Below are 24,193 nucleotides of genomic sequence, written 5' to 3'. Positions count from 1 at the left end.
TTTGGTTGTTTGGTTATATAACATCGCTACTTTCACTGTTTAATTGTTAATTGTGTGCCTCTGTGCGCAGTTTTGCAGTGGAAAACTCTGCATAATCCCCCTGCACTTTATACCTTCACCGCCTCTCATCGCTTATTTTAGCTTATGGTTACCGGATAGATTCGGTGATAACGTTGGGTAAAAGGTATCGTTTGCGTAGATCCGTCATACTTCAAGTTGCATGTGTGTTGGCTGCCTTCGTTCACCCCAGTCACTTACTGATGTAAGCTCCTGGGGATTCACTTAGTTGCCGCCTTCCTGCAACCCGAATTATTTAGGGTATATGCCTGTTTATGGTAAGTCAGAGTACCAGACACTCATGGCATGAAACTGTTTGAGGGAGAGTAGATGTCTAAGCAGACCCCGTTGTATGACCAACACGTGGCGTGCGGTGCGCGCATGGTAGATTTTCATGGCTGGATGATGCCATTGCATTATGGCTCCCAAATCGACGAGCACCATATTGTGCGCCAAGACGCCGGTATGTTTGATGTCTCTCACATGACCATTGTCGATCTGCACGGCGCGCGTACCCGTGAATTCCTCCGCTATCTGTTAGCCAATGATGTTGCTAAACTGACCCAACCGGGCAAAGCCCTTTACTCCGGGATGCTGAATGCGTCCGGAGGTGTTATTGATGATTTGATTGTCTACTTCCTCCGCGAAGACTATTTCCGCTTAGTGGTTAACTCCGCCACCCGTGACAAAGATCTGGCTTGGATCACCCAACATGCTGAGCCTTATCAGGTTGATGTCACTGTGCGCGACGATCTGGCGTTGGTGGCGGTACAAGGCCCGACAGCACAACAGAAAGTGGCCACTTTACTGACCACTGAGCAGCAACAAGCTATCGCCGGAATGAAACCATTCTTCGGCATTCAGGCGGGTGATTTGTTTATCGCCACCACTGGCTATACTGGTGAAGCGGGCTATGAAATCGCGCTGCCAAAAGAGCAGGTGGTTGAGTTTTGGCAGCAACTTCTTGCTGCTGGCGTGAAACCTGCTGGCCTTGGGGCGCGTGACACTCTGCGGCTGGAGGCGGGTATGAACCTCTACGGCCAAGAGATGGATGAGACTATTTCGCCGTTAGCCGCCAATATGGGCTGGACAGTGGCGTGGTTGCCGGAAGATCGCCAGTTTATCGGCCGTGAGGCACTGGAGCAGCAAAGGGCTAACGGGAGTGAGCAGTTGGTCGGCTTGATCATGACCGAAAAAGGCGTATTGCGTAATGAGCTGCCTGTGCATTTTACTGATGCCTCAGGTCAGGCGCAGGTGGGTGTCATCACCAGCGGTTCTTTCTCGCCAACACTGGGCTTCAGCATTGCGCTGGCCCGTGTGCCTGCCGGTATCGGTGAGAGTGCCGTTGTGCAGATTCGCAATCGTGAAATGCCGGTGCGCGTCACCAAACCGGGTTTCGTGCGGGCCGGTAAGCCGGTCGCGCAGTAAGTTTATTTGTCATCATATCCCGATATACGAGCCAACATTTTGGCTCTATACCCAAATTAATTGGAGTTGCAGCGATGAGCAATGTACCAGCAGATTTAAAATATGCCTCTTCCCATGAGTGGGTTCGCGCCGATGGTGATGGTGTCTATAGCGTCGGCATCACTGAACATGCGCAAGAGTTACTGGGCGACATGGTGTTTGTTGATTTGCCAGAAGTCGGCAGTGACGTTTCAGCGGGCAGCGACTGCGCTGTTGCGGAGTCAGTTAAAGCCGCTTCCGATATCTACGCCCCCATCAGCGGTGAGATTGTTGCGGTTAATAGCGAACTGGAAAGCTCACCAGAGCTGGTAAACAGCGCGCCTTACACGGATGGCTGGTTGTTTAGCATTAAAGCATCCGATGAGAGCGAACTGGATAGTCTGCTTGATGCTGATGCCTATTTAGCAACTATCGACGAGTAAACTCAATTTAGCTCCAGTTATCGGGTTCAGGCTTCTGATCAACCCCGATAACTCGATCTGGAACAGTGAGAGGACCGGCAGAAGAGTAAAGCGTCCGCGCCAGGGAGGGCGCGGCTCGAGCCTCCAGGGACGGATTGACGGCGTCTTTACGATCTGCCTGTTCTCTCCACTGCGGGCACTTTGTCAATAATCTCGGTTTTTTGACGCCTGTCCTCATACCAGACTGATGCCACTTCCCGTCCCATGCCCTACTCAGGAATTTGTAGCAATGACTCAGAATCTCAGCCAGCTTGAACATAATGATGCTTTTATTCAGCGCCATATCGGCTCCTCAACTGAGCAGCAGCAACAGATGTTGGCTGCCGTGGGTGCCCGCTCGTTAAGTACATTGATCCAGCAGATTGTTCCGGCAGATATCCAACTGCCAAGCCCGCCCCCAGTCGGCGATGCCGCCACTGAACATCAGGCGCTGGCGGAACTGAAAGGGATTGCCAGCCAGAATCAATGCTATAAATCCTATATCGGCATGGGCTACAGCCCGGTTCTGACGCCACCGGTTATCCTGCGCAACATGCTGGAAAATCCGGGTTGGTACACCGCGTATACCCCTTATCAGCCAGAAGTTTCTCAGGGCCGCCTTGAAGCGCTGCTGAATTTCCAGCAATTAACCCAAGACCTAACCGGGCTGGATCTGGCCTCCGCCTCTTTGCTGGATGAAGCCACAGCAGCGGCCGAATCCATGGCGCTGGCGAAACGCGCCAGTAAGCTGAAAGAGGCTAACCGCTTCTTCGTCGCCGATGACGTTCATCCACAAACGCTGGATGTGGTGCTCACTCGCGCTGAAACCTTTGGCTTTGAAGTGATCATTGATCGTGCAGAGAAAGTGCTGGAGTTGGAAGGTATTTTCGGCGTACTGCTGCAACAAGTGGGCACTACGGGCGAACTGCATGACTACAGTGCGCTGCTGACTGAACTGAAAAAACGCAAAATTATTACCAGTGTGGCCGCCGATATCATGGCGCTGGTGCAGCTAACTGCGCCGGGCAAACAGGGGGCAGACGTGGTGTTTGGCTCCGCTCAGCGCTTTGGTGTGCCGATGGGCTATGGTGGCCCACATGCCGCCTTCTTTGCCTGCCGTGACGAATTTAAGCGCTCGATGCCGGGCCGGATTATCGGCGTATCGCGCGATGCTGCGGGCAACACGGCGCTGCGCATGGCGATGCAAACGCGTGAGCAACATATCCGCCGCGAAAAAGCTAACTCCAATATTTGTACTTCTCAGGTTTTACTGGCCAATATCGCCAGCCTGTATGCGGTTTATCATGGCCCGCAGGGCTTGCAGCGTATCGCGGGTCGCATTCATCGCCTGACCGATATTCTGGCGGCGGGCTTGCAACAAGCGGGCCTGACTCTGCGCTTCCAACACTGGTTCGATACTTTGACGGTAGAGGTCAAAGACAAAGCGGCGGTGATGGCCCGTGCATTGAGTTTTGGTATTAACCTGCGCACTGACATTCATGGTGCTGTGGGTATCACGCTGGATGAAACCACCTCCCGCGAAGACATTCAGGTGCTGTTCGCCCTGTTAGCTGGTGATCATCACGGCTTGGACATTGACCAGTTGGATGCCAAAGTCAGCCAGAACAGCCAGTCGATCCCCGCGTCGATGCAGCGCCAAGACCCGATTCTGACTCATCCCGTCTTTAACCGTTACCACAGCGAAACCGAAATGATGCGCTACATGCATCGTTTAGAGCGCAAAGATTTGGCGCTGAATCAGGCGATGATCCCACTGGGTTCCTGCACCATGAAGCTGAATGCGGCGGCGGAGATGATCCCCATCACTTGGCCCGAGTTTGCTGAACTTCACCCCTTCTGCCCACCAGAGCAAGCGGCTGGCTATCAGCAGATGATTGGTCAACTGTCACAATGGTTGGTGCAACTGACTGGCTATGACGCCGTCTGTATGCAGCCGAACTCAGGCGCGCAAGGGGAGTATGCGGGTCTGCTGGCGATCCGTCGCTACCATGAAAGCCGCAATCAGGCGAACCGCCATATCTGCCTGATTCCAAGCTCTGCCCACGGCACCAACCCCGCCTCCGCACAAATGGCGGGGATGTCGGTGGTGGTGGTGGCCTGTGATAAGCAAGGTAATATTGATTTGCATGACTTGCGCCAGAAAGCAGGCGAAGCGGGTGATGAGCTGTCATGCATTATGGTGACTTACCCCTCCACCCACGGCGTCTACGAAGAGACCATTCGTGAGGTTTGCCAGATCGTTCATCAGTTTGGCGGTCAGGTTTACCTTGATGGTGCGAACATGAATGCGCAGGTGGGGATCACCACACCGGGTTATATCGGGGCAGATGTTTCACACCTTAACCTGCACAAAACCTTCTGCATTCCACACGGCGGTGGCGGCCCAGGTATGGGGCCAATTGGCGTCAAAGCCCATTTAGCGCCCTTTGTTCCCGGCCATAGCGTGGTACAAATTGATGGCATGACCACCCAGCAAGGGGCGGTCTCTGCGGCTCCCTTCGGCAGCGCCTCTATCTTGCCGATTAGCTGGATGTACATCCGCATGATGGGGGCCGATGGCCTGAAGCAAGCGAGTCAGGTGGCGATTCTGAATGCCAACTACATTGCGACCCGCCTGAAAGGGGCCTATCCAGTGCTGTATACCGGCCACGACGGTCGCGTCGCGCATGAGTGTATTCTGGATATTCGCCCGTTGAAAGAGGCGACGGGTATCAGCGAAATGGATATCGCCAAGCGATTAATTGATTTCGGTTTCCATGCGCCCACCATGTCCTTCCCAGTAGCGGGTACCTTGATGGTGGAACCTACTGAATCTGAAAGCAAAGTTGAGCTGGACCGCTTTATTGATGCCATGCTGGCGATTCGTGCGGAGATCGAAAAAGTAGCCCAGGGTGAATGGCCATTGGACGATAACCCACTGGTCAATGCGCCTCATACCCAAGCTGAGTTGGTCGGTGATTGGCAACACCCGTACAGCCGTGAGCTGGCGGTATTCCCCATTGCGGGCGTGATGGAGAATAAATATTGGCCGACGGTGAAACGTCTGGATGATGTTTATGGCGACCGCAATCTATTCTGCTCATGTGTGCCGATTGCTGATTACGAATAATACATGTTGTGAATGAAACCAAGGGTCGCGCAAGCGGCCCTTTTGTTTTTGTTGGTATTTTCTTGATGAATGGCTACGCTTACTCCTCAAATTGCGGCAAATATTCACGGTGAAATAGGGAGCAGGGATATGCATAAGAAAGTTGCATTAGTGACGGGCGGCAGCCGAGGCATTGGCCGCGCCACAGCATTGCTGCTGGCAAAGCAGGGTTATCGGGTGGCGGTCAATTATATCAATGACGCAGAAGCGGCCCGACAGGTGGTGGCCGAGATTGCTGCTGCCGGGGGATTAGCCGTAGCACTACAGGCCGATATCGCCGATGAGCTACAGGTTGTCGCGCTGTTTGAGCAACTTGAGGCCCAGCTAGGGCCGCTCACCGCGCTGGTCAATAATGCCGGTATTCTGTTTACGCAATCCACTATCGAAGGGCTAACCGCCGAGCGCATCAACCGGGTGCTGGCCACCAATGTGACGGGCTATTTCTTATGTAGCCGTGAAGCCGTTAAACGCATGGCCTTCCGTCATGGCGGTAATGGCGGCGCGATTGTTAATGTCTCTTCTGCGGCGGCTCGCCTTGGCGCACCGGGAGAGTATCTGGATTATGCCGCCTCCAAAGGGGCGATTGATACATTGACCACCGGTTTGTCGCTGGAAGTGGCTGGCGAGGGCATCAGAGTCAATGGGGTGCGGCCGGGCTTAATTTACACCGATATCCACGCCAGTGGCGGCGAACCGGGGCGAGTTGATCGGGTAAAACATTTACTGCCCATGAAACGTGGGGGCTATCCGCAAGAAGTGGCGGAAGCCATTGTCTGGTTGCTGTCAGATGGCGCTTCTTATGTCACTGGCAGTGTATTGGATCTGGCGGGCGGGAAGTAAACCGACGGGAGTATTCCGGTTTTTTCCTAAATTACGCGCCGCCGACATGACGGCTTACATGTGCTGACAGAATATTTAAGCGTACACGTGTACACTGGAATCATTCTCAGTTAATCTGAGTGCGGTATTTTTGTGCAACTGGATACTCTGCTACCGTACTCACCGGATGAGAAAACGATTAAGTACGATAAAACAAATAATATTCAGGATAATTAGTATTGAAGAATGAATCATCTACACCAGCAATCTCTAACTTGCCAGCATCACCCTCGACTCCGGTTTACCCTTGGGCGGAAGAGATAGCCAACAGCATCAGCCATGGCATTGGTGTGGTGCTCGGCATTATTGGATTGGTATTACTTTTGGTGCAAGCCGTGGACAGCGGGGCTGATACCAAAGCGCTCACCAGCTATAGCCTGTATGGCGGCAGCATCATTCTGCTGTTTCTGGCCTCCACCTTGTATCATGCGATTCCACACCGCAAGGCGAAACTCTGGCTACAGAAGTTTGACCACTGTGCCATTTACATCTTAATCGCCGGAACCTATACGCCGTTTCTGCTGGTGGGGCTAGACTCCCCGCTGGCGCGAGGCTTAATGGCGGTAATCTGGGGGCTGGCACTGGTTGGCGTGATATTCAAACTCGCCTTTGCGCACCGCTTTGAAGTGTTGTCACTGGTCACTTACCTGACGATGGGCTGGTTATCACTGATTGTAATTTATCAGTTGGCGGTGAAACTGGAGATTGGCGGGCTAGCGCTACTGGCTATCGGCGGTTTGCTCTACACTCTTGGGGTGATTTTTTATGCCTCGAAACGCATCCGCTTCGGTCACGCTATCTGGCACGGTTTTGTATTAGGCGGCAGTGTTTGCCACTTTATGGCGATCTATCTGTACGTCTGATGTTTTTAGATAATGTTTTGATTTTAAGATAATACTTTGATTTTGAGATAATGCATTGAGGCCGGATCACCGACCTCAATGCATGCCTATAAATATTACTTATCTTCGGCCAGCGAATAAGGCAACGGCTGAATAGAAAGTACACTTTCTGCATCATCACGCACCCGCAACACACTGTCTGCCGCCAGATCGTTATTCAAGACCGCTTGAACCCACACTTTGCCATCACTGAGTTGAATCGCTGCCAACACACTGCCGGTGCGACGCCAATTCTCACCCAACTGCCACTCTAAATCCTCGCCGACAGACGGGACTCGGCTGGCATGACCCGCGAGCCAGTAGAGCGCGCGCTTGTTGGCACCCCGATATTTTGCTCTGGCGACCATCTCCTGTCCGGTGTAACACCCTTTACTGAAGCTGATGCCATTCAACGCCTGAATGTTCGTGGCTTGTGGAATAAATTGCGCACTGGTATCCGCATCAATGATCGGGAAACCTGCTTCGATATCCAGCGCCAACCACTGTTTGCTGTTATTCAATTGTGCGTGATCAGCCAGTTTATCAACCAGTTGCTGTGCTTGTTCTGCATCCGTTACCAACAGAAAACGTTCCGCAGGCAGCGAGAAGTGCAGCAGCGTGCTATTGCCTTGCTGTACCACCGGATGCTCGGCACTGGGCAATTCGGCAAACAGTCCTGCCAGTGCGACTCTCGCCTGTGCGCCTGCCACACCCAATAAAACTGTCTCGGGCTGCGCAGCAATCACCACTTTGGAGAACACGGCGTACTTCTTCAGCTCGCTTAACTGATTATCCAGCAGACTGCGGCGCTCGATAAATGCCAACCCTTCACCACGGTAAAATAGCCGCAGGTTGCTCCACATCTTCCCTTTGGCATCACAATGGGCGCAAAGAATATGCTGATCAGCGGGCAGGGCATCAATATCTGCGGTCACTTGTCCTTGCAGATATTTGACCCGATCAGCGCCAGTTAATGTCACCAGTGCCCAATCCTCAAGTGAAATCAGCGTTAACGGCAACGCGGAGGAGGCGACGGGGGGTTGTGCAGCGAACGGAGTGTTATGTGCCATTGTTTACCTGCAACTCCAATTACATTGGGTAGAGTGTCTGTGAATAAAGAGCATCCTGCGCATGAACGATGTTCAGCCAATGGGATGCTGTGAGCTTATACCTTAATGGTAAAATAGTCGGGTAGCTTTGCAAGCAGATATTCCACGGATGGGTCATTATTATCCAATCTCCGAATTCCCCTTTTCTGAGGTACAATGACCGCAGATTCTGTGGCAGAGTGCGGAATATGATTGAAAAAAACAGCACTATAGCCCCTTTAGCCTATCAGTATCCTTCATTGAGGAGTCAATCAGGACATGGAAATCGATAATAAATCCCGTATTCACTGGGCGTGCCGCCGTGGTATGCGCGAACTAGATATCTCCATCATGCCGTTTTTCGAATATGAATATGATGGTTTGAGTGATCATGAGAAGCAGGTTTTTATTCGTTTACTCGAGTGCGATGACCCAGACTTATTTAACTGGCTGATGAATCATGGGGAGCCGCAGGATAGTGAGCTGCGTCAGATGGTGAAACTGATCCAAGCACGAAATAAAGCCCGTGGCCCAGTGGCGATGTGACCTGCGGATATCCTGGCACACTCAACTTTTCTCTTTATTGACACATGGTGTTTTAGTGATACTCACATTAGTCGCGCCCTGGCCCCAGGGCTATACCGCGCTATGGCTAGTATTGCTAACACTGGTGGTGTTTGAGTGTATCCGCAGCCAGAAAAACATTACCTCATGTCAGGGTGAAATCAGGCTGAAACCCGGCAATGTGGTGCTATGGAAAAGGCTCGAATGGAGTGTCGTTAAACAGCCCTGGATTACCCGTTATGGCGTGTTATTGAGCTTAAAACAGGCAGGTCACCGTTCGACCCGTAAGCGTTTATGGCTGGCGGCTGATAGCATGTCAGAAGATGAGTGGCGGCAACTCTGCCTGCTGCTGCGCCACTCCTTTGATGCTGATGAGGGTTTGAATCGATGAAGCCTTTGATTTGGCTGGTGGAAGATGAGCCGAGCATCGCCGACACGCTGATTTATACCTTAGAAAGTGAAGGTTTTACCCTCCGGTGGTTTGACCGGGGGGAGCCTGCGCTGGCAGCACTGGCTAACGGCCCGCCAGCACTAGCGATCGTGGATGTCGGCTTGCCTGATATCAACGGTTTTGAGCTCTGCCGCCGCTTATTGGCGCAGATGCCAGAACTGCCAGTGGTCTTTTTGACGGCGCGTAGCGAAGAGCTGGACCGGATTGTCGGGCTGGAAATGGGTGCCGACGACTATATTGCCAAACCCTTCTCGCCCCGAGAGGTGAGTGCCAGAGTGCGCACCGTTTTGCGGCGCTTACAAAAGTCACAAACGCTCTCGGTGCCCGCCGCATTACACCAATTTGGCCATTTCACCTTGGATGAAGCGGGCGCGCGCGTGACCTATCATCAGCAAGTTTTATGGCTAACGCGCTATGAATACCTGCTGCTGAAAACGTTATTGCTGGCCCCAGAGCGCATATTTTCACGCCAACAACTGATGGATATCGTCTGGGCGCAGGCGGAAGAGAGCCAAGATCGCACGGTTGATACTCACATCAAAACCCTGCGCTCAAAACTGCGCATGACTTACGATGAAGAGTCGCCTATCCGCACCCATCGTGGCTTGGGCTATAGCCTGACATATCAAGCCTAAATTGCCGATGATGAGTCCTCGCCCATGAGTTATTGTCTATGAAAATCAGTTCCCTATGAAAATCGGTGTGCGCCTGCTGTTGGGCTACTTTTTGATCGTCGCCATTGCCGGTTACTTTGTGATTCGTATTTTTGTGCAGGAAGTGAAGCCCGGAGTACGGCGCGCTACCGAAGGCACATTGGTGGATACGGCGACCTTGCTGGCACAGTTTGCCCGGCAGGATATGCTGCAAAATAGGGTCGCGGGGGGCCAACTGGCGCAAGCCTTTGCGTCACTGAATTTGCGGCCCATTGGGGCCAATATCGAGGGTATCCGCAAGGATCGCAACGAATATCGGGTCTACCTGACCGATGCTGACGGGCGGGTGATCTTTGATTCATCGGGCAAAGCCGTGGGGCAAGACTATTCACGCTGGAATGATGTCTGGCTGACATTGCGCGGCGAGTATGGCGCGCGCAGTAGTCGCACTGACCCCAATGATGAGCAAAGTTCGGTGATGTATGTGGCGGCTCCGGTCATGGTTGAGAACCAAATTATCGGGGTGCTCAGTGTGGGTAAACCCAATATCTCCATGGCTCCGGTGATCAAGCGCAGTGAACGTAAGATCTTGTTAGCCGGTGGGATTTTGTTGGGCATTGCACTGCTGATTGGCTTGGGATTTGTCTGGTGGATCAATCGGGCCATCGGCAAGTTAGTCAATTACGCCGAGCGAGTTGCCGAGGGCCAATCAGTGGCGCTGCCAGCCATGGGCAGCAGCGAGCTGAATGATCTGGCGCGGGCTTTGGAAAGTATGCGGCTGAAGTTGGATGGTAAAGCCTATATCGAACAATATGTTCACACGCTGACCCATGAACTGAAAAGCCCGCTGGCAGCCATCACGGGGGCTGCTGAGTTACTGCGGGAATCTCCGCCACCGGCCACGGCTCAGCGCTTCCTCCTTAATATCGAACAGCAAAGTGCGCGTATCCAGCAGTTGGTGGATAAAATGCTGATTCAGGCGCGGCTGGAGAGCCGAGTCGATGTGCAACTCTCCCCGTTGGAGATTAGCGCCATATTGAAACAGACCTTCAGTGGCAAAGAGGCTCAGGCGGTCAGTCGCGGCATTCGCCTCCGGCTCATTGGGGCCGATAGCGCGATATTAACGGGCGATGCTTTTCTGCTCAGTCAGGCGCTGACCAATCTGATTGATAATGCACTGGATTTCACGCCTGTGGGGGGCGAGGTGACATTACTAGGTGAGCGGCAAACGGCCCAATATCTGATTACCGTTGAGGACAGTGGCAGCGGCATTCCAGATTATGCTCAAGAGAAGATTTTCGACCGTTTTTATTCGCTGCCCAGAGCCAATAGCCCCAAAAGTACCGGGCTGGGACTGAATTTTGTGCGCGAAGTGGCGGCGATTCATCAAGGGACAATTTCTCTGGAGAACCGCCTGCCGCAAGGGGTTTGTGCCCGTTTGGCACTGCCGCTCGACAGCGCTTGATCGGCTGACTTCACTCTCGCTTCACATAGCTTCATTCCCCTTTCACTTCACTGGCTTAAGCTGCTCTCCTGACCTTAAAAGGAGCGCAAGTCATGTTCAAATCTGTACTGTTTTGGAAAATAGCCACACTGCTGGGCTTAATTTTGTTGATGATGGTCCCGAAAGAGATGTTGCTGAATGTCATCGATGAGCGCAGCGGCTATCGGCAGAGTGTGATTGATAAAGTGAGTGACAGCACCAGCCGATCTCAGAAGATCCTTGGCCCGCTGATTGTGGTGCCTTATAGCGAATGGGTGGAAACAGAAGTGGATGGCAAGAAGCAGGGGCAGCGGGTTAGCCGCCATCGCTACTTACTGCCCGAGGTCATGACAGTCAAAGGTGCGCCAAATGTTGAAGTGCGCCAACTGGGCATTTATAAAGCGCAGGTATATCAGGGGGAGCTTTATTTCCACAGCCAATTTGAAGTCTCCTCGCTGGATGACTTGGATCGCGAGGGCGTCATCATTGGCACACCGTCGCTGGTATTGGCACTAAGTGATTCACGAGGTATCCAACAGATTTCGCCGCTGACGCTAGGCAGTGAAAAAATCAACTTTGAGCCGGGGGCTTTTCTGGGGCGATCGGCGCAAGGAGTGCATGCCCCGTTGACACGGGCACAAATTCAGCAGGGCAAATTTGATATCGACTTTAAGCTGACTCTGACGGGAACCAATAGCCTCTCGGTAGTACCGGTTGGGCGTAGTAGCGAGCTGACCTTGCAGAGTAACTGGCCGCACCCTAATTTTGTCGGCGAGTTCCTCCCGATGCAGCGCAAAGTAGATGAAAATGGCTTCCGTGCGCACTGGAGCAGTAACTGGCTGGCTAATAGCATGAATATTAACTTTGCCAGCGATGGAGCACTTTTTGATTTCAATGAGTTACCTGCATTCACCACCAGCCTAATGGAGCCGGTTGACCACTATCAGTTAACTGAGCGCGCGATCAAATACGCTATTTTATTTATTGGCCTGACATTTTTCAGCTTCTTCCTGTTTGAAAGCCTGACCTCACTGCGGGTACACCCGATTCAATATTTATTGGTTGGCGCGGCGCTGGTATTGTTCTATCTGATGTTACTGGCGTTCTCTGAACATCTGGGGTTCACGTGGGCTTATCTGATCGCCAGTCTGAGTTGCAGCACATTAATTGCTGTCTATCTGAGTGCGGTTTTGGGCGGCTGGTTACGTGGTGTGTTGTTTGCCAGCGGCTTATTGCTGCTGTACGGGGTGTTGTTTGGCTTGCTGCAATCGGAAGACAATGCACTGTTACTCGGGGCTGGATTACTGTTTATTGTGCTGGCGGCAGTGATGTTGCTGACGCGGCGGCTGGACTGGTATCAAGTGGCCTCACCACCCCGTTTTACCGGCGCAAAAAACAGTGAATCAACGACGATGGAAACCGACGCTAAAACTGAGGATATGTCGATCGAAGCCCTGCCTGCGGGGGGCGGCTCTCAAGATAAATTCCGGTTGTGGAAGTAAAATTGGGTTGAAGCGGGCACATTTGTGCCCGTTTGTTTGATCTTCAGTACCCGCTGAATTAAAGCAGTTCGTCCATCTCTAACAGAATTTGTTCACACCACTGCTCGATCCGCGCTTCACTCAGGTCGTATTGGTTAACCTCATCCAACGCCAGACCGACAAAGTGTTTACCATCGGCGCTGAGAGGTTTGGGACTGGTAAATTCAAACCCTGAAGTTGGCCAAAAACCGATAAATTTCACGCCCAGCGGCGCAATATGGTCATGCAACATGCCGAGGGCATCCAAGAACCATTCGCTATAACCGAATTGATCTCCCATACCATACATGGCGACAATCGTTCCCTTGAGGTTAAGCTCAGTTAACTGTGGCCAAATGGCTTCCCAGTCTTCCTGTAACTCACCAAAATCCCAGGTAGGAATACCCAAAATCAGGATGGAATACTCCTCCATCAAGCGGGGGCTAACATCCTTTAGATTGTGTAAATCAACCAAATCTTCGCCGAGAATATCGCGGATTTTTTCTGCTACCATTTCGGTATAACAGGTGCTGGAGCCGTAAAAGAGACCAATCTTCATGATGTATAGCCATAGCATTACTAATAAGGAATAGCATCGAGTGTACCAGATTTGTCTCGTCATCAGGCATAATGGCCGCTGAGTTCAATCAAAGAGAGCGACGGCAATGCAACAGCAAAATAATCCGCTGATTGAGCAGTTTCTTGATGCTTTGTGGCTGGAGCGAAATCTGGCGGAGAATACGCTGGCGTCATACCGTTTGGACTTACATGCATTAACTGGATGGCTAGATCATCACGGCAGTGATTTATTGCGCGCCGGTTCGCAGGAGTTGCAATCTTTCCTTGCTGAGCGCATTGAGGGTGGATATAAAGCCACCAGTTCCGCCCGTTTGCTCAGTGCGATGCGGCGGCTATTCCAATACTTATATCGCGAAAAGTTACGCGATGATGATCCGACAGCCGCGCTTTCATCGCCTAAGCTGCCGCAGCGACTACCGAAAGATCTCAGTGAGGCGCAGGTTGATGCATTGCTCAACGCCCCCAATGTCGATATCCCGCTGGAGTTGCGTGATAAAGCGATGCTGGAAGTGCTTTATGCCACGGGCTTGCGGGTGTCTGAACTGGTCGGGCTAACCATCAGCGACGTCAGTTTGCGCCAAGGCGTGGTGCGGGTCATTGGTAAAGGCAATAAAGAGCGGCTTGTGCCTTTGGGCGAAGAAGCAGTGTACTGGATTGAGAATTACATGGAGCACGGGCGGCCGTGGCTTATCAATGGTCAGGCGCTGGATGTGCTGTTCCCCAGCAACCGCAGCCAGCAAATGACCCGCCAGACTTTCTGGCATCGAATCAAACACTATGCGATCCTTGCGGGTATTGATAGTGAACGGCTTTCGCCCCACGTATTGCGGCATGCTTTTGCCACGCATCTGTTGAATCATGGTGCGGATCTGCGTGTGGTACAAATGTTACTGGGCCACAGTGATCTGTCGACGACCCAGATTTATACCCATGTAGCGACTGAACGTTTGAAGCAGCTACACCAACAGCATCATCCGCGCGCATAATTATCGTGTGGAAAAGGATAGGATTTTTATATGAAAAGAAGTTTATTACTGCTGCCGATGTTAATCGCGGCCCTCACTGGTTTGGCTCATGCTGACGATACTGCTATCCAGCAGACACTGAAAAAACTCGATATTCAGCAAGCGGATATCCAACCGTCGCCGATCCCCGGTCTGAGTACGGTAATGACTGAAAGTGGTGTGCTTTATATTTCTGCAGACGGCAAACATCTGTTGCAAGGCCCACTGTATGACGTGAGTGGGACTCAGCCAGTGAATGTGACCAATCAGTCGCTGGTTAAACGGCTGGAAGCATTGAGCGGCGAAATGATCGTGTATAAAGCGCCGCAGGAAAAACATGTTGTTACCGTGTTTACCGATATCACTTGCGGCTACTGCCATAAATTGCATGAACAGATGAAAGACTATAATGCGCTGGGGATTACCGTGCGCTATCTGGCCTTCCCGCGCCAGGGGTTAAGCTCTCAAGCGGAAAAAGATATGCGCTCCATCTGGTGTACGGCGGATCGCAACAAAGCATTCGATGACGCGATGAAAGGGACCGAGATCTCACCGGCGACTTGTAAAACCGATATCAGCAAGCATTACCAGCTAGGTGTGCAGTTTGGTATTCAGGGAACACCTGCCATTGTGCTGCAAAATGGCACTGTGGTTCCGGGATATATGGAGCCAAAAGAGATGTTACAGATGCTGAATAAGCATCAAGCTTCCGTAAAAGCAGCGGGTTAATCACCCGTGACACTGAAAACTCAACTTCGTCGTCGTGAGGTGGCAGATGACAGCCATCTGCCGCCACAATTGCACCCGCTGCTGCGCCGTCTCTACGCCAGTCGTGGCGTAAAAAGTGCCGAGGAATTGGAGCGCGGCGTTAAAGGGTTGTTGGCATGGCAGCAACTCGACGGCATTGATGTCGGTGTTACCTTACTACAACAAGCGCTGGCCGATCGGCGGCGTATCGTGATTGTCGGTGATTTTGATGCCGATGGCGCGACGAGTACGGCATTGGCGGTGCTAGCGTTACGTAGTATGGGCGGCAGCAATATTGATTACCTAGTGCCAAATCGCTTTGAAGATGGCTATGGGCTTAGCCCTGAAGTCGTCGAGCAAGTTGCTGCCCGTGGCGCGGAACTGATCGTCACAGTCGATAACGGAATTTCCTCCCATGCGGGAGTGGACTTGGCCCATGCCAAGGGCATTCAGGTGTTGGTTACCGATCACCATTTACCGGGCGAAACCTTGCCTGCGGCTGAAGCCATTATTAACCCAAATCTGGCCGGATGTGATTTTCTCTCCAAATCGCTGGCGGGGGTAGGAGTCACCTTCTATCTGATGTTAGCGTTGCGCGCCCGTCTCAGAGAGAGCGGCTGGTTTGAACAACGTGCGCTAGCCATACCCAATTTGGCTGAATTGCTGGATTTAGTGGCACTCGGCACCGTGGCAGATGTGGTGCCGCTGGATGCCAACAACCGAATTCTGGTACACCAAGGTCTTAGCCGCATCCGTGCGGGAAAATGCCGTCCGGGAATTCGCGCGTTACTGGAAGTGGCCAATCGTGATGCTCGTCAACTGGCGGCGAACGATTTGGGTTTCTCCCTCGGTCCACGGCTAAATGCCGCTGGGCGTCTGGATGATATGTCTATTGGAGTGGCACTGCTGCTCAGTGACGATATTGCTCAGGCCCGCGCACTGGCAATCGATCTTGATACACTAAACCAGACGCGCCGTGAGATAGAGCAAGGTATGCAGGTCGAAGCCCTGCAACTGTGTGACCAATTGGAGCGCACCAGCACTGAATTACCTTACGGTATCGCGATGTATCATCCTGAGTGGCATCAGGGCGTAGTGGGGATTCTGGCCTCACGGATTAAAGAGCGTTTTCACCGGCCGGTTATCGCTTTTGCTCCGGCGGGGGAGGGGTTACTGAAAGGCTCGGGCCGTAGTGTTGCTGGTTTACATATGCGTGATGCCCTTGAGCGCCTCGACACCTTGAACCCAGGATTGATTCTGAAGTTTGGCGGACATGCTATGGCGGCCGGATTATCGCTAGAGCAGGATAAATTCGATGAATTCCGCCAGTGCTTTGCAGATTTAGTCGGTGAATGGATGGATGCCTCCCAATTGGAAGGTGTTATCTGGTCTGATGGCGAGCTGCAAGGCAACGACTTATCAATCGAAACAGCAGAGCTGCTGCGCGATGGTGGTCCGTGGGGGCAATCCTTCCCAGAACCGACATTTGACGGCAAATTCCGCATTTTACAACAGCGGCTGGTGGGTGAGCGCCACTTGAAACTCATGATTGAGCCATTGAATGGCGGGCCGTTGCTGGATGGCATTGCCTTTAATATCGATACCACCTTATGGCCGGACAGCAGTGTGCGTGAAGTCAAACTCGCTTATAAACTCGATATTAATGAGTATCGCGGTAACCGAAGTGTCCAGTTATTGATTCAGCACTTGTGGCCCTATTAATTCACCACTCAACACCGCCCGAATGGCTGGCATCTGTCAGTGATTCGGAGTCAAGCGGGCGGTTAACGTGGCTGTCGTTCTCAGTAAGCAGGAAATATAGTCAACTTGCTATAAACCGTCGTTGAGATCCGTTAGAATTATCGGTTCTAATGACATTCCGTCATCGACGACTCAACGTAAGACTTTAAATCATGTTTGAAATAAACCCGGTAAAAAACCGAATTCAGGACCTGTCTGATCGGACAGCCGTTCTCAGGGGGTATCTTTGACTATGATGCCAAGAAAGAGCGACTGGAAGAAGTAAACGCCGAGCTGGAACAGCCCGACGTCTGGAATGAGCCTGAGCGCGCCCAAGCACTGGGTAAAGAGCGCTCTGCGTTGGAAGAAATTGTCACCACCATTGATCAATTGGATCAAGGCATGGAAGACGTGACTGGTTTGCTAGAGTTGGCAATTGAAGCTGACGACGAAGAGACGTTTAACGAAGCGGTTGCTGAGTTAGATATCCTCGATGGCAAACTGGGCCAGCTTGAATTCCGCCGTATGTTCTCTGGTGAATATGATAGCGCCAACTGCTATCTGGACCTGCAAGCCGGTTCCGGCGGCACAGAAGCTCAGGATTGGGCCAGCATGCTGCTGCGCATGTATTTGCGCTGGGCTGAATCCAAGGGTTTCAAAACTGAAATCATTGAAGAGTCGGATGGTGATGTTGCTGGCCTGAAGTCTGCCACGATCAAAATCATCGGTGAGTATGCATTTGGCTGGTTGCGAACTGAAACTGGCGTACATCGTCTGGTCCGTAAAAGCCCATTTGACTCCGGTGGTCGCCGTCATACCTCTTTCAGCTCTGCCTTCGTCTATCCTGAAGTTGACGACGATATTGATATCGAAATCAACCCGGCAGACTTGCGTATTGACGTTTACCGTGCATCCGGTGCGGGTGGTCAGCACGTTAACAAAACGGAATCTGCGGTACGTATTACCCACATTCCAACTAATATTGTGACTCAGTGCCAGAATGACCGTTCTCAGCATAAAAACAAAGATCAAGCGATGAAACAGCTAAAAGCGAAGCTGTATGAGTTTGAGATGCAAAAGAAAAATGCTGATAAACAGGTTCTGGAAGATAACAAGTCCGATATTGGTTGGGGCAGCCAGATCCGTTCTTATGTACTGGATGACTCCCGTATCAAAGATTTGCGTACCGGTGTGGAAACACGCAATACGCAAGCGGTACTGGATGGTGATCTGGACAAATTCATCGAAGCAAGTTTGAAAGCCGGGTTATAAGGAACTGAGATGTCAGAGCAAAAAACACAAGTCGCTGAGCAAGCGCAAGAACTCAATAGTGAGTTACAAGCTCGTCGAGAAAAACTGGCCGTGCTAAGGGAAAAGGGAATTGCCTTCCCGAATGATTTCCGTCGTGAACACCTCTCTGACCAGTTGCATGCTGAGTATGGCAGCAAAGAGAACGAAGAATTAGAAGCGCTGAATATCGAAGTGACCGTTGCCGGCCGTATGATGACTCGCCGTATCATGGGTAAAGCATCATTCGTGACGCTGCAAGATGTCGGTGGCCGTATTCAGTTGTACGTTTCCCGTGATGATCTACCGGAAGGCGTTTATAACGAAGAGTTCAAAAAGTGGGATCTGGGCGATATCTTAGGCGCACGCGGTAAGTTGTTTAAAACCAAAACCGGAGAGCTGTCTATCCACTGTAACGAACTGCGTCTGCTGACCAAAGCACTGCGCCCGCTGCCAGATAAATTTCATGGTCTGGCTGATCAGGAAACCCGTTACCGCCAGCGCTATCTGGATCTGATTGCTAACGATGAGTCTCGCAATACGTTCAAAGTGCGTTCACAAGTCATGTCTGGCATCCGTAGCTTCATGGTGGAAAAAGGCTTCATGGAAGTCGAAACCCCCATGATGCAAGTGATCCCAGGTGGTGCATCTGCACGCCCATTTGTGACACATCATAATGCGCTGGACATCGATATGTACTTACGTATCGCGCCAGAACTGTATTTGAAACGTCTGGTTGTCGGTGGTTTTGAACGCGTGTTTGAAATCAACCGTAACTTCCGTAATGAGGGTGTTTCACCGCGCCATAACCCAGAGTTCACCATGATGGAACTCTATATGGCGTATGCAGATTACAAAGATCTGATTGTATTGACGGAAGAGTTGTTCCGCACCCTGACTGAAAATATTTTGGGCAGCAGTGTGGTGCAGTATGGTGAGCAGACATTTGATTTCGGTAAACCTTTTGCCAAATTGACCATGAAAGAAGCCATTTGCAAATACCGCCCTGAAACCAATGTGGCAGATTTAGACGATATGGATAAAGCCTTGGCGATTGCTGAGTCACTTGGCATCAAAGTTGAGAAGAGCTGGGGCTTGGGCCGCGTTCAATGCGAAATCTTCGAAGAGACCGCAGAGAGCCACCTGATTCAACCAACCTTCATCACTGAATACCCAGCAGAAGTCTCTCCGCTGGCTCGTCGTAATGATGATAATCCATTTATCACTGACCGCTTCGAGTTCTTCATTGGTGGCCGTGAAATTGGTAACGGCTTCTCTGAGCTGAATGATGCTGAAGACCAAGCTCAGCGCTTTGCTGATCAAGTTAGCGCCAAAGAAGCAGGTGATGACGAAGCGATGTTCTATGATGAAGATTATGTCACTGCGCTGGAACATGGCTTGCCGCCAACGGCTGGCTTGGGCATTGGTATTGACCGCATGGTAATGCTGTTTACCAACAGTCATACTATCCGCGATGTTATTTTATTCCCGGCAATGCGCCCGGTAAAATAAGCAACATCGGTTAACGGTAAACCTCTTAGGGTGCTACGGCGCCCTTTTTATTGAGCAAAACTCTTCCAGAAAACAGCCGCGCTTATACCTTATTTAATCTAATCGCTTAAAATACCGGCGCTTAGACTATATCTTCGCTTGCCCAGGCCAAAGAACCGGTTATAATGCAAACCGCACACCGAAGCGGGTGTAGTTCAATGGTAGAACGAGAGCTTCCCAAGCTCTATACGAGGGTTCGATTCCCTTCACCCGCTCCAATCTAACGTCTCGCAGTATCTCCCGAAGTACATCAAACCCAGTAAATCTATACTTATCAGGCTAATATTAATTTTTCCTATAGACGCGCTCGTCTGTTGAAGTCTGTTTGTCGCGGGGGATATGTGGGTATAAAATTGTACCTTTTGACAGTCAGCTCAAATTCCCCATCAGATTGCTCACTCTGTCGAACGAAGTCTTTTGTAATCCGTGATTGAAACCGACCACACTGATGGTGGCCCGCAATATAGTCGATAAATTAACAATAATGGCTAAATTAGAAGTTATAGTTAACGGCTAATACGGCGGATGTATCACTGTAGCCTTTACCGCAGACCTGTTGACCCACGTTCATTGAGCCACTCTGCGGGTTTATCATCTGAGCTATCTCCCCTCGACATTTCTCTTTTTTGATGGTTATACATGTCATTGAATTTATTAGAAATCGAAATGTAGTGAATCTAGGGCAATTAACTGTATTCTGTCCACATGCCAAATATCTATCGGTATTCCTATGTTGATAGCTTACTTAGATGCATTAAATATTTTGAGTACGCCGGTTTGGGTTGCTGTGCCTAAAACTCAAGAATTGTTATTTGCTAACAAGGAAGCCCGAAAAATTGCAGGTGACTGCCCATTACCATTAATGCGTCATGGCCGATTTTCAGCCCATGCGCAGCAACAGTTAGATGCCTACCTCCCCGCGTTAGCGGGTCATGATCAGATTGTCGAGATCTGGACAATTCAGAGCGCAGGAAATATCTTCCCCTTGAGCTGCCGACTCTCCCTCACTCAGCTAGAGCCCTATGGTGACGTGATTGTTTTTGAAGGGCTCTATATCTCCGAAAGGATGCTCACTCAACCCCATATGGGGCAACTTTGCTCAAAACCCTATCAACGAGATGAGCTGGGTTTTTATGAGCAATTGTTCAATACCAATACGGCCCCGATGCTACTCATTGATCCCTCGAGAGAAGGGCAAATCGTGGATGCTAATCAGGCAGCAACCCGTTTCTATGGTTATTCGCGGGATGAGTTGTGCATGAAGCACACTTGGGAAATCAATACCATGGGGAGGGATGTTTTGCCCGTCATGAATGAGGTCGCTAAACTACCGGGGGGGCATAAGCCGCTAAACTTTATTCATAAATTAGCTGATGGCAATACCCGTCACGTGCAAACCTATGCGGGTCCAGTCGAGTTGGATGGTATTCGATTGATGCTGTGCGTCATTCATGATATTACCGAGCAAAAGCGCCTTGAAGAGGCCTTGGAACATGCTGCTTTACGAGATCCGCTGACGGATTTAGGCAATCGACGCCAGTTCTTCCCCTTAGTCGAACATGCGCATACTCAGAGCCAACGTTATGGCCACAACTTCAGTTTGATTCTATTGGATGTCGATCATTTTAAATCGATTAATGATCAGCTTGGGCATAATAAGGGTGATGAAGTTCTGATTTTGTTGGCAAGAACCTTGGAATCCATCATTCGCGAAAGCGATATTGTTTTCCGTTGGGGAGGCGAGGAGTTTGCAATTCTCCTGCCGTTAACCAATCTGGAAGGGGCATTGCAACTGGCTGAATCTATTAGAGAAACTATTCAGATGATATGTCAACCTAATCTGCCACAGCTCACGGTCAGTATCGGCGTCGCGCAACATCAGGTGGGTGAAGACACCGATAGCCTGTTTAAGCGCATGGATGAGGCACTCTACCGTGCAAAAGCATCGGGACGAAACCGAGTGCTGGCGGCCTAAATTGATGACCAAAGCACCTGCAGGAATTTACGCCAGTGGTAAGTGATCCAAGGGTTTGACTTCACGCAACACGAAGGTGGTTTGCATCTCTTTAATTCCCGATAGCCGGCGAATAACCGACATCGCAAAGGTGGAGAAACTATCAAGGTCTTCCGCCACCAAAAGAGTGGCGGTAAAACAAAGCGGGTTCTGGTCTGGAACCCGCTTTGCCGCCTGATTTCAGCACATTAAATAAGCTGATTTAGCCGTAATGTATGGCCTGCAACACCATTGATCACCAACTCGCGCTGCTCATCGATGGGCAGGTTAATCCTCAATTCCTGCCATGCCGGTTGATAGCTCCCCGTGCGGCTAAAGGTAATATCAATCCGGTGATTATCGCTCTTCACCTGCCAGCTCAGCCATAGCGCGTGGCCTTGCTGCCAGCGGTGGCTTTCGCCGTCATCTTCAAACAACATGCCGCTGGATTGATCTGCGCCTTTGGTTGGGTAGAGCGCCAGCTCGCGTTGGGAATCCAGTTTGGCATTCACCGAGGCAATGCGCCGTGATAGCGGCAGCGCGGCACCTGCTCGCACCAACAGTGGCAAACGTTCCAGTGGTGCATCTAGCGTGATGGTCTGTCCGCCGCTGTACCATTGCCCAGTATGGAAACAATACCAGCCGACATTATTATCCGGTAAATAGACCTGACGGTGACGTTGGCCCGCCTCCACGACACTGGCAACCAGCAGGTCACGGCCCAGCATAAAGTCATCATTTTCTTTGAACGTGCGGCTATCGTGCTCATGATCGAGAAAAATGGGGCGCAACATCGGCTCATCATCCTGTGTCGCCTGCCATTGCAGTGTGTAGAAATAGGGCAATAATCGATAACGTAATGTCATGGCATCACGAATCATCGGCGTCGCGGCGGGGTACATCCAAGGCTCGTTTACCGTGTTGTCATCATTCCATGAGTGAATGGTAAATCGCGGATGCATTACGCCGTTTTGTACCCAGCGAATAAATAACTCAGCTTCCGGTTTGTCGCCAGAGAAACCGCCCACATCGTGGCCGAGGTTGTACAGCCCTGACAGGCTCATCCCCAGCCCCATACGGATGTTATAGCGCAGCGTCTGCCAACTGGTGCGGTTGTCACCACTCCAAGTCTGAGCGTAGCGCTGCATACCGGCACAGCCGGATCGTGATATCAGATAAGGACGCATATCTGGTGCGAATGTTTGTTGAGCCTCCATTGAAGCCCGCATCATTAGCAGAGGCATTACCGGCCTGATATGTTTGATGGCGATCGATTCACCGAATCCATGACACTGTGCTTCGCCATCCCACACTTCGTATTCGTTATTATCATTCCAAGTTGAGCCGATCCCCATCTCCAGAAGCTGTTTAGTCACATTCTCCTGCCACCAATCCACAGTTGCCGGGTTGGTGAAGTCAAGGTGGGAACCCTCGTCATCCCAAAATGAGGAGCGCTCAGGCAGGCCCGTTTCGCCGTCACGGATAAACAACCCCCGTTCCGCAACCTGCTGATATTTTGGGTGATCCTGCAACAAGCAAGGTTTGATATTCGCTGCCAGCTTAATGCCTGCTTGCAGGAAAGCTTGGCTCATCACTTTTGGCTGAGGCACTTTGTCGTAATTCCAGTTAAAGACATAGCGCTTGTTTTTGATGGAAGTGTAGCCAGAAGAGAGCTGGAAAGAGTCGCAGGGAATATCATGTTGCTGACACAGCGCAATAAACTTTTGTAATTGCACCTGTGCATCAGGGGCATCGGTGTAATGCATCGTGGAGCCACTGTAGCCGAGACTCCATTTCGGGCCAAATTGGGTCTTGCCCGTCAGGCGGACAAAGGCTTTGGTGACATCCAGTACTTTGGGGCCGAGGAACAGGTAGTAATCGAGGTCACCAGCTTCAGCTTGATAACGGCGATAAGCCAAATGATAGTTATCAATCTCGTTACCCAAATCCAGCCAGCAGCTGCTGAGGTTGTCATAAAACAGGCCAAAACTGACCTCATCACGGCGGGTGATGGTAAACGGAATGTGCTTGTAGAGCGGGTCAGTGCTAGCGGCGTTATAACCCATGGCATCTAAATTACGCATTTCAAAGCGGCGGCCAGCCCGGTTAAGGTCACCGGCTTTTTCGCCCAGCCCATAATATTGCTCATTGGGATAACGGCGTTGATAGTGAGCAATCGCTTCGCCTTGTGGACTGAGTAAATAAGCGCTGGTGGGACGATCGGCGGCCAGTGGCTGCCATTCACCCTGCGGATTTTTGTACTGCCACTCCAGATGCAACGGCTGGTGAATCGTGACCCTCAGACAGTCAGTGGTGACGATCAACTGTTGCTCATGCTGCTCCAACTGATAACCCGGAATAGAAAATCCTGCCAGACTGAGGCGATCGCGCCCTGACCACGGTACATCCCCTTCCGGCGCAATACTCCAGGTGCGGTTCAGTGCCAGTTCACCATTTTGTTTAATCAGTACGCGGCAGAGGTTTTGCTCTAATACATACAGGCAAAATATATGACGGTCATCGACGAGTAATTCCAAATGGTCGGGGAATTGATTTATTAACTGCCAGTTTTTTAATGTTTTCATCACAGCTCATCTTTTTTGGCAACCGCGCAGCGGCACGGTTGCAGAGAAAATTAGG

At 51.2% G+C, this 24,193-nt stretch carries 19 protein-coding genes, 1 tRNA gene and 1 pseudogene; 17 read left to right on the top strand and 4 right to left on the bottom strand.

Annotated features, from left to right (window positions below):
• Positions 1 to 387 precede the first annotated feature (387 nt).
• The 5 genes from gcvT (at position 388) to trhA (ending at position 6,875) form a co-directional block, all read left to right on the top strand.
• Positions 388 to 1,485 (top strand): glycine cleavage system aminomethyltransferase GcvT, encoded by a 1,098-nt coding sequence (gene gcvT / locus HRD69_RS00820; protein WP_004876736.1) that lies wholly within the window; start codon positions 388 to 390, stop codon positions 1,483 to 1,485.
• 74 nt (positions 1,486 to 1,559) lie between these two features.
• Positions 1,560 to 1,946 (top strand): glycine cleavage system protein GcvH, encoded by a 387-nt coding sequence (gene gcvH / locus HRD69_RS00815; RefSeq protein ID WP_004876739.1) that lies wholly within the window; start codon positions 1,560 to 1,562, stop codon positions 1,944 to 1,946.
• Between the two features lie 268 nt (positions 1,947 to 2,214).
• Entirely contained in the window at positions 2,215 to 5,094 is a 2,880-nt protein-coding gene (gcvP, locus tag HRD69_RS00810) for an aminomethyl-transferring glycine dehydrogenase (RefSeq protein WP_004874415.1), read from the top strand.
• A gap of 129 nt (positions 5,095 to 5,223) precedes the next feature.
• The gene (locus tag HRD69_RS00805; RefSeq protein ID WP_004874416.1) at positions 5,224 to 5,973 is read left to right on the top strand and encodes an SDR family oxidoreductase; all 750 of its coding nucleotides are present in this window, start codon (positions 5,224 to 5,226) and stop codon (positions 5,971 to 5,973) included.
• 218 nt (positions 5,974 to 6,191) lie between these two features.
• Entirely contained in the window at positions 6,192 to 6,875 is a 684-nt protein-coding gene (gene trhA, locus HRD69_RS00800; protein WP_004874417.1) for a PAQR family membrane homeostasis protein TrhA, read from the top strand.
• A 95-nt stretch (positions 6,876 to 6,970) separates the two neighbouring features.
• On the opposite strand, the gene ygfZ is transcribed toward trhA, so the two are convergent.
• Entirely contained in the window at positions 6,971 to 7,963 is a 993-nt protein-coding gene (gene ygfZ, locus HRD69_RS00795; protein ID WP_004874418.1) for a tRNA-modifying protein YgfZ, read from the bottom strand.
• A gap of 297 nt (positions 7,964 to 8,260) precedes the next feature.
• Between ygfZ and sdhE the strand changes: the two genes are divergently transcribed.
• From sdhE to creD, 5 genes are all read left to right on the top strand, one after another.
• The gene (gene sdhE, locus HRD69_RS00790) at positions 8,261 to 8,527 is read left to right on the top strand and encodes an FAD assembly factor SdhE (protein WP_004874419.1); all 267 of its coding nucleotides are present in this window, start codon (positions 8,261 to 8,263) and stop codon (positions 8,525 to 8,527) included.
• The gene (locus tag HRD69_RS00785; protein WP_032813753.1) at positions 8,508 to 8,936 is read left to right on the top strand and encodes a protein YgfX; all 429 of its coding nucleotides are present in this window, start codon (positions 8,508 to 8,510) and stop codon (positions 8,934 to 8,936) included. Before sdhE ends, HRD69_RS00785 begins: the two co-directional genes overlap by 20 nt.
• A complete protein-coding gene (gene creB, locus HRD69_RS00780; protein ID WP_032813754.1) occupies positions 8,933 to 9,631 on the top strand; it encodes a two-component system response regulator CreB in 699 nt (232 codons plus the stop codon). The genes HRD69_RS00785 and creB overlap by 4 nt, the downstream gene beginning before the upstream one ends.
• Before the next feature lie 55 nt (positions 9,632 to 9,686).
• Complete coding sequence (gene creC, locus HRD69_RS00775; RefSeq protein ID WP_004874422.1) at positions 9,687 to 11,114, top strand: two-component system sensor histidine kinase CreC; 1,428 nt, start codon at positions 9,687 to 9,689, stop codon at positions 11,112 to 11,114.
• 92 nt (positions 11,115 to 11,206) lie between these two features.
• Positions 11,207 to 12,634, top strand: coding sequence for a cell envelope integrity protein CreD (creD, locus tag HRD69_RS00770; RefSeq protein WP_004874423.1), 1,428 nt, complete (start codon positions 11,207 to 11,209; stop codon positions 12,632 to 12,634).
• A gap of 58 nt (positions 12,635 to 12,692) precedes the next feature.
• Here creD and fldB read toward each other — a convergent pair whose 3' ends face one another.
• Positions 12,693 to 13,211 carry a flavodoxin FldB gene (gene fldB, locus HRD69_RS00765; protein WP_004874424.1) on the bottom strand — a complete coding sequence of 173 codons (519 nt, stop codon included), beginning with the start codon at positions 13,209 to 13,211 and terminating at the stop codon, positions 12,693 to 12,695.
• A 106-nt stretch (positions 13,212 to 13,317) separates the two neighbouring features.
• On the opposite strand from fldB, the gene xerD reads away from it, so the two are divergent.
• The 7 genes from xerD (at position 13,318) to HRD69_RS00730 (ending at position 21,535) form a co-directional block, all read left to right on the top strand.
• A complete protein-coding gene (gene xerD, locus HRD69_RS00760) occupies positions 13,318 to 14,217 on the top strand; it encodes a site-specific tyrosine recombinase XerD (protein ID WP_004874425.1) in 900 nt (299 codons plus the stop codon).
• A gap of 30 nt (positions 14,218 to 14,247) precedes the next feature.
• Positions 14,248 to 14,964 (top strand): bifunctional protein-disulfide isomerase/oxidoreductase DsbC, encoded by a 717-nt coding sequence (dsbC, locus tag HRD69_RS00755; RefSeq protein ID WP_172984583.1) that lies wholly within the window; start codon positions 14,248 to 14,250, stop codon positions 14,962 to 14,964.
• Positions 14,965 to 14,970: 6 nt separating this feature from the next.
• Entirely contained in the window at positions 14,971 to 16,704 is a 1,734-nt protein-coding gene (gene recJ / locus HRD69_RS00750) for a single-stranded-DNA-specific exonuclease RecJ (protein WP_004874427.1), read from the top strand.
• 191 nt (positions 16,705 to 16,895) lie between these two features.
• Positions 16,896 to 17,994 (top strand): peptide chain release factor 2 gene (prfB, locus tag HRD69_RS00745; protein ID WP_099460520.1). Its coding sequence is split into 2 segments (ribosomal slippage): positions 16,896 to 16,970 and positions 16,972 to 17,994, totalling 1,098 coding nucleotides; the frame shifts between segments, so codons are not numbered across the junction.
• Between the two features lie 9 nt (positions 17,995 to 18,003).
• Positions 18,004 to 19,521 (top strand): lysine--tRNA ligase, encoded by a 1,518-nt coding sequence (lysS, locus tag HRD69_RS00740; protein WP_004874429.1) that lies wholly within the window; start codon positions 18,004 to 18,006, stop codon positions 19,519 to 19,521.
• Positions 19,522 to 19,704: 183 nt separating this feature from the next.
• Positions 19,705 to 19,778: transfer RNA gene (locus HRD69_RS00735), tRNA-Gly, on the top strand.
• A gap of 512 nt (positions 19,779 to 20,290) precedes the next feature.
• Positions 20,291 to 21,535 (top strand): sensor domain-containing diguanylate cyclase, encoded by a 1,245-nt coding sequence (locus HRD69_RS00730; protein WP_004874431.1) that lies wholly within the window; start codon positions 20,291 to 20,293, stop codon positions 21,533 to 21,535.
• 27 nt (positions 21,536 to 21,562) lie between these two features.
• Here the strand turns inward: HRD69_RS00730 and HRD69_RS00725 are convergent.
• Both HRD69_RS00725 and HRD69_RS00720 read right to left on the bottom strand, forming a co-directional pair.
• Positions 21,563 to 21,697 (bottom strand): annotated as a pseudogene (locus HRD69_RS00725) (Lrp/AsnC ligand binding domain-containing protein); the annotation flags it as partial.
• 65 nt (positions 21,698 to 21,762) lie between these two features.
• Complete coding sequence (locus tag HRD69_RS00720; RefSeq protein WP_032813760.1) at positions 21,763 to 24,138, bottom strand: glycoside hydrolase family 31 protein; 2,376 nt, start codon at positions 24,136 to 24,138, stop codon at positions 21,763 to 21,765.
• Positions 24,139 to 24,193 lie beyond the last annotated feature (55 nt).

Origin of the sequence: Yersinia mollaretii ATCC 43969 (assembly GCF_013282725.1) — a bacterium.
GTDB lineage: Bacteria > Pseudomonadota > Gammaproteobacteria > Enterobacterales > Enterobacteriaceae > Yersinia > Yersinia mollaretii.
Note: the sequence above shows the minus strand (reverse complement) of the source record. Positions and strands in the feature narration are given on the sequence as shown.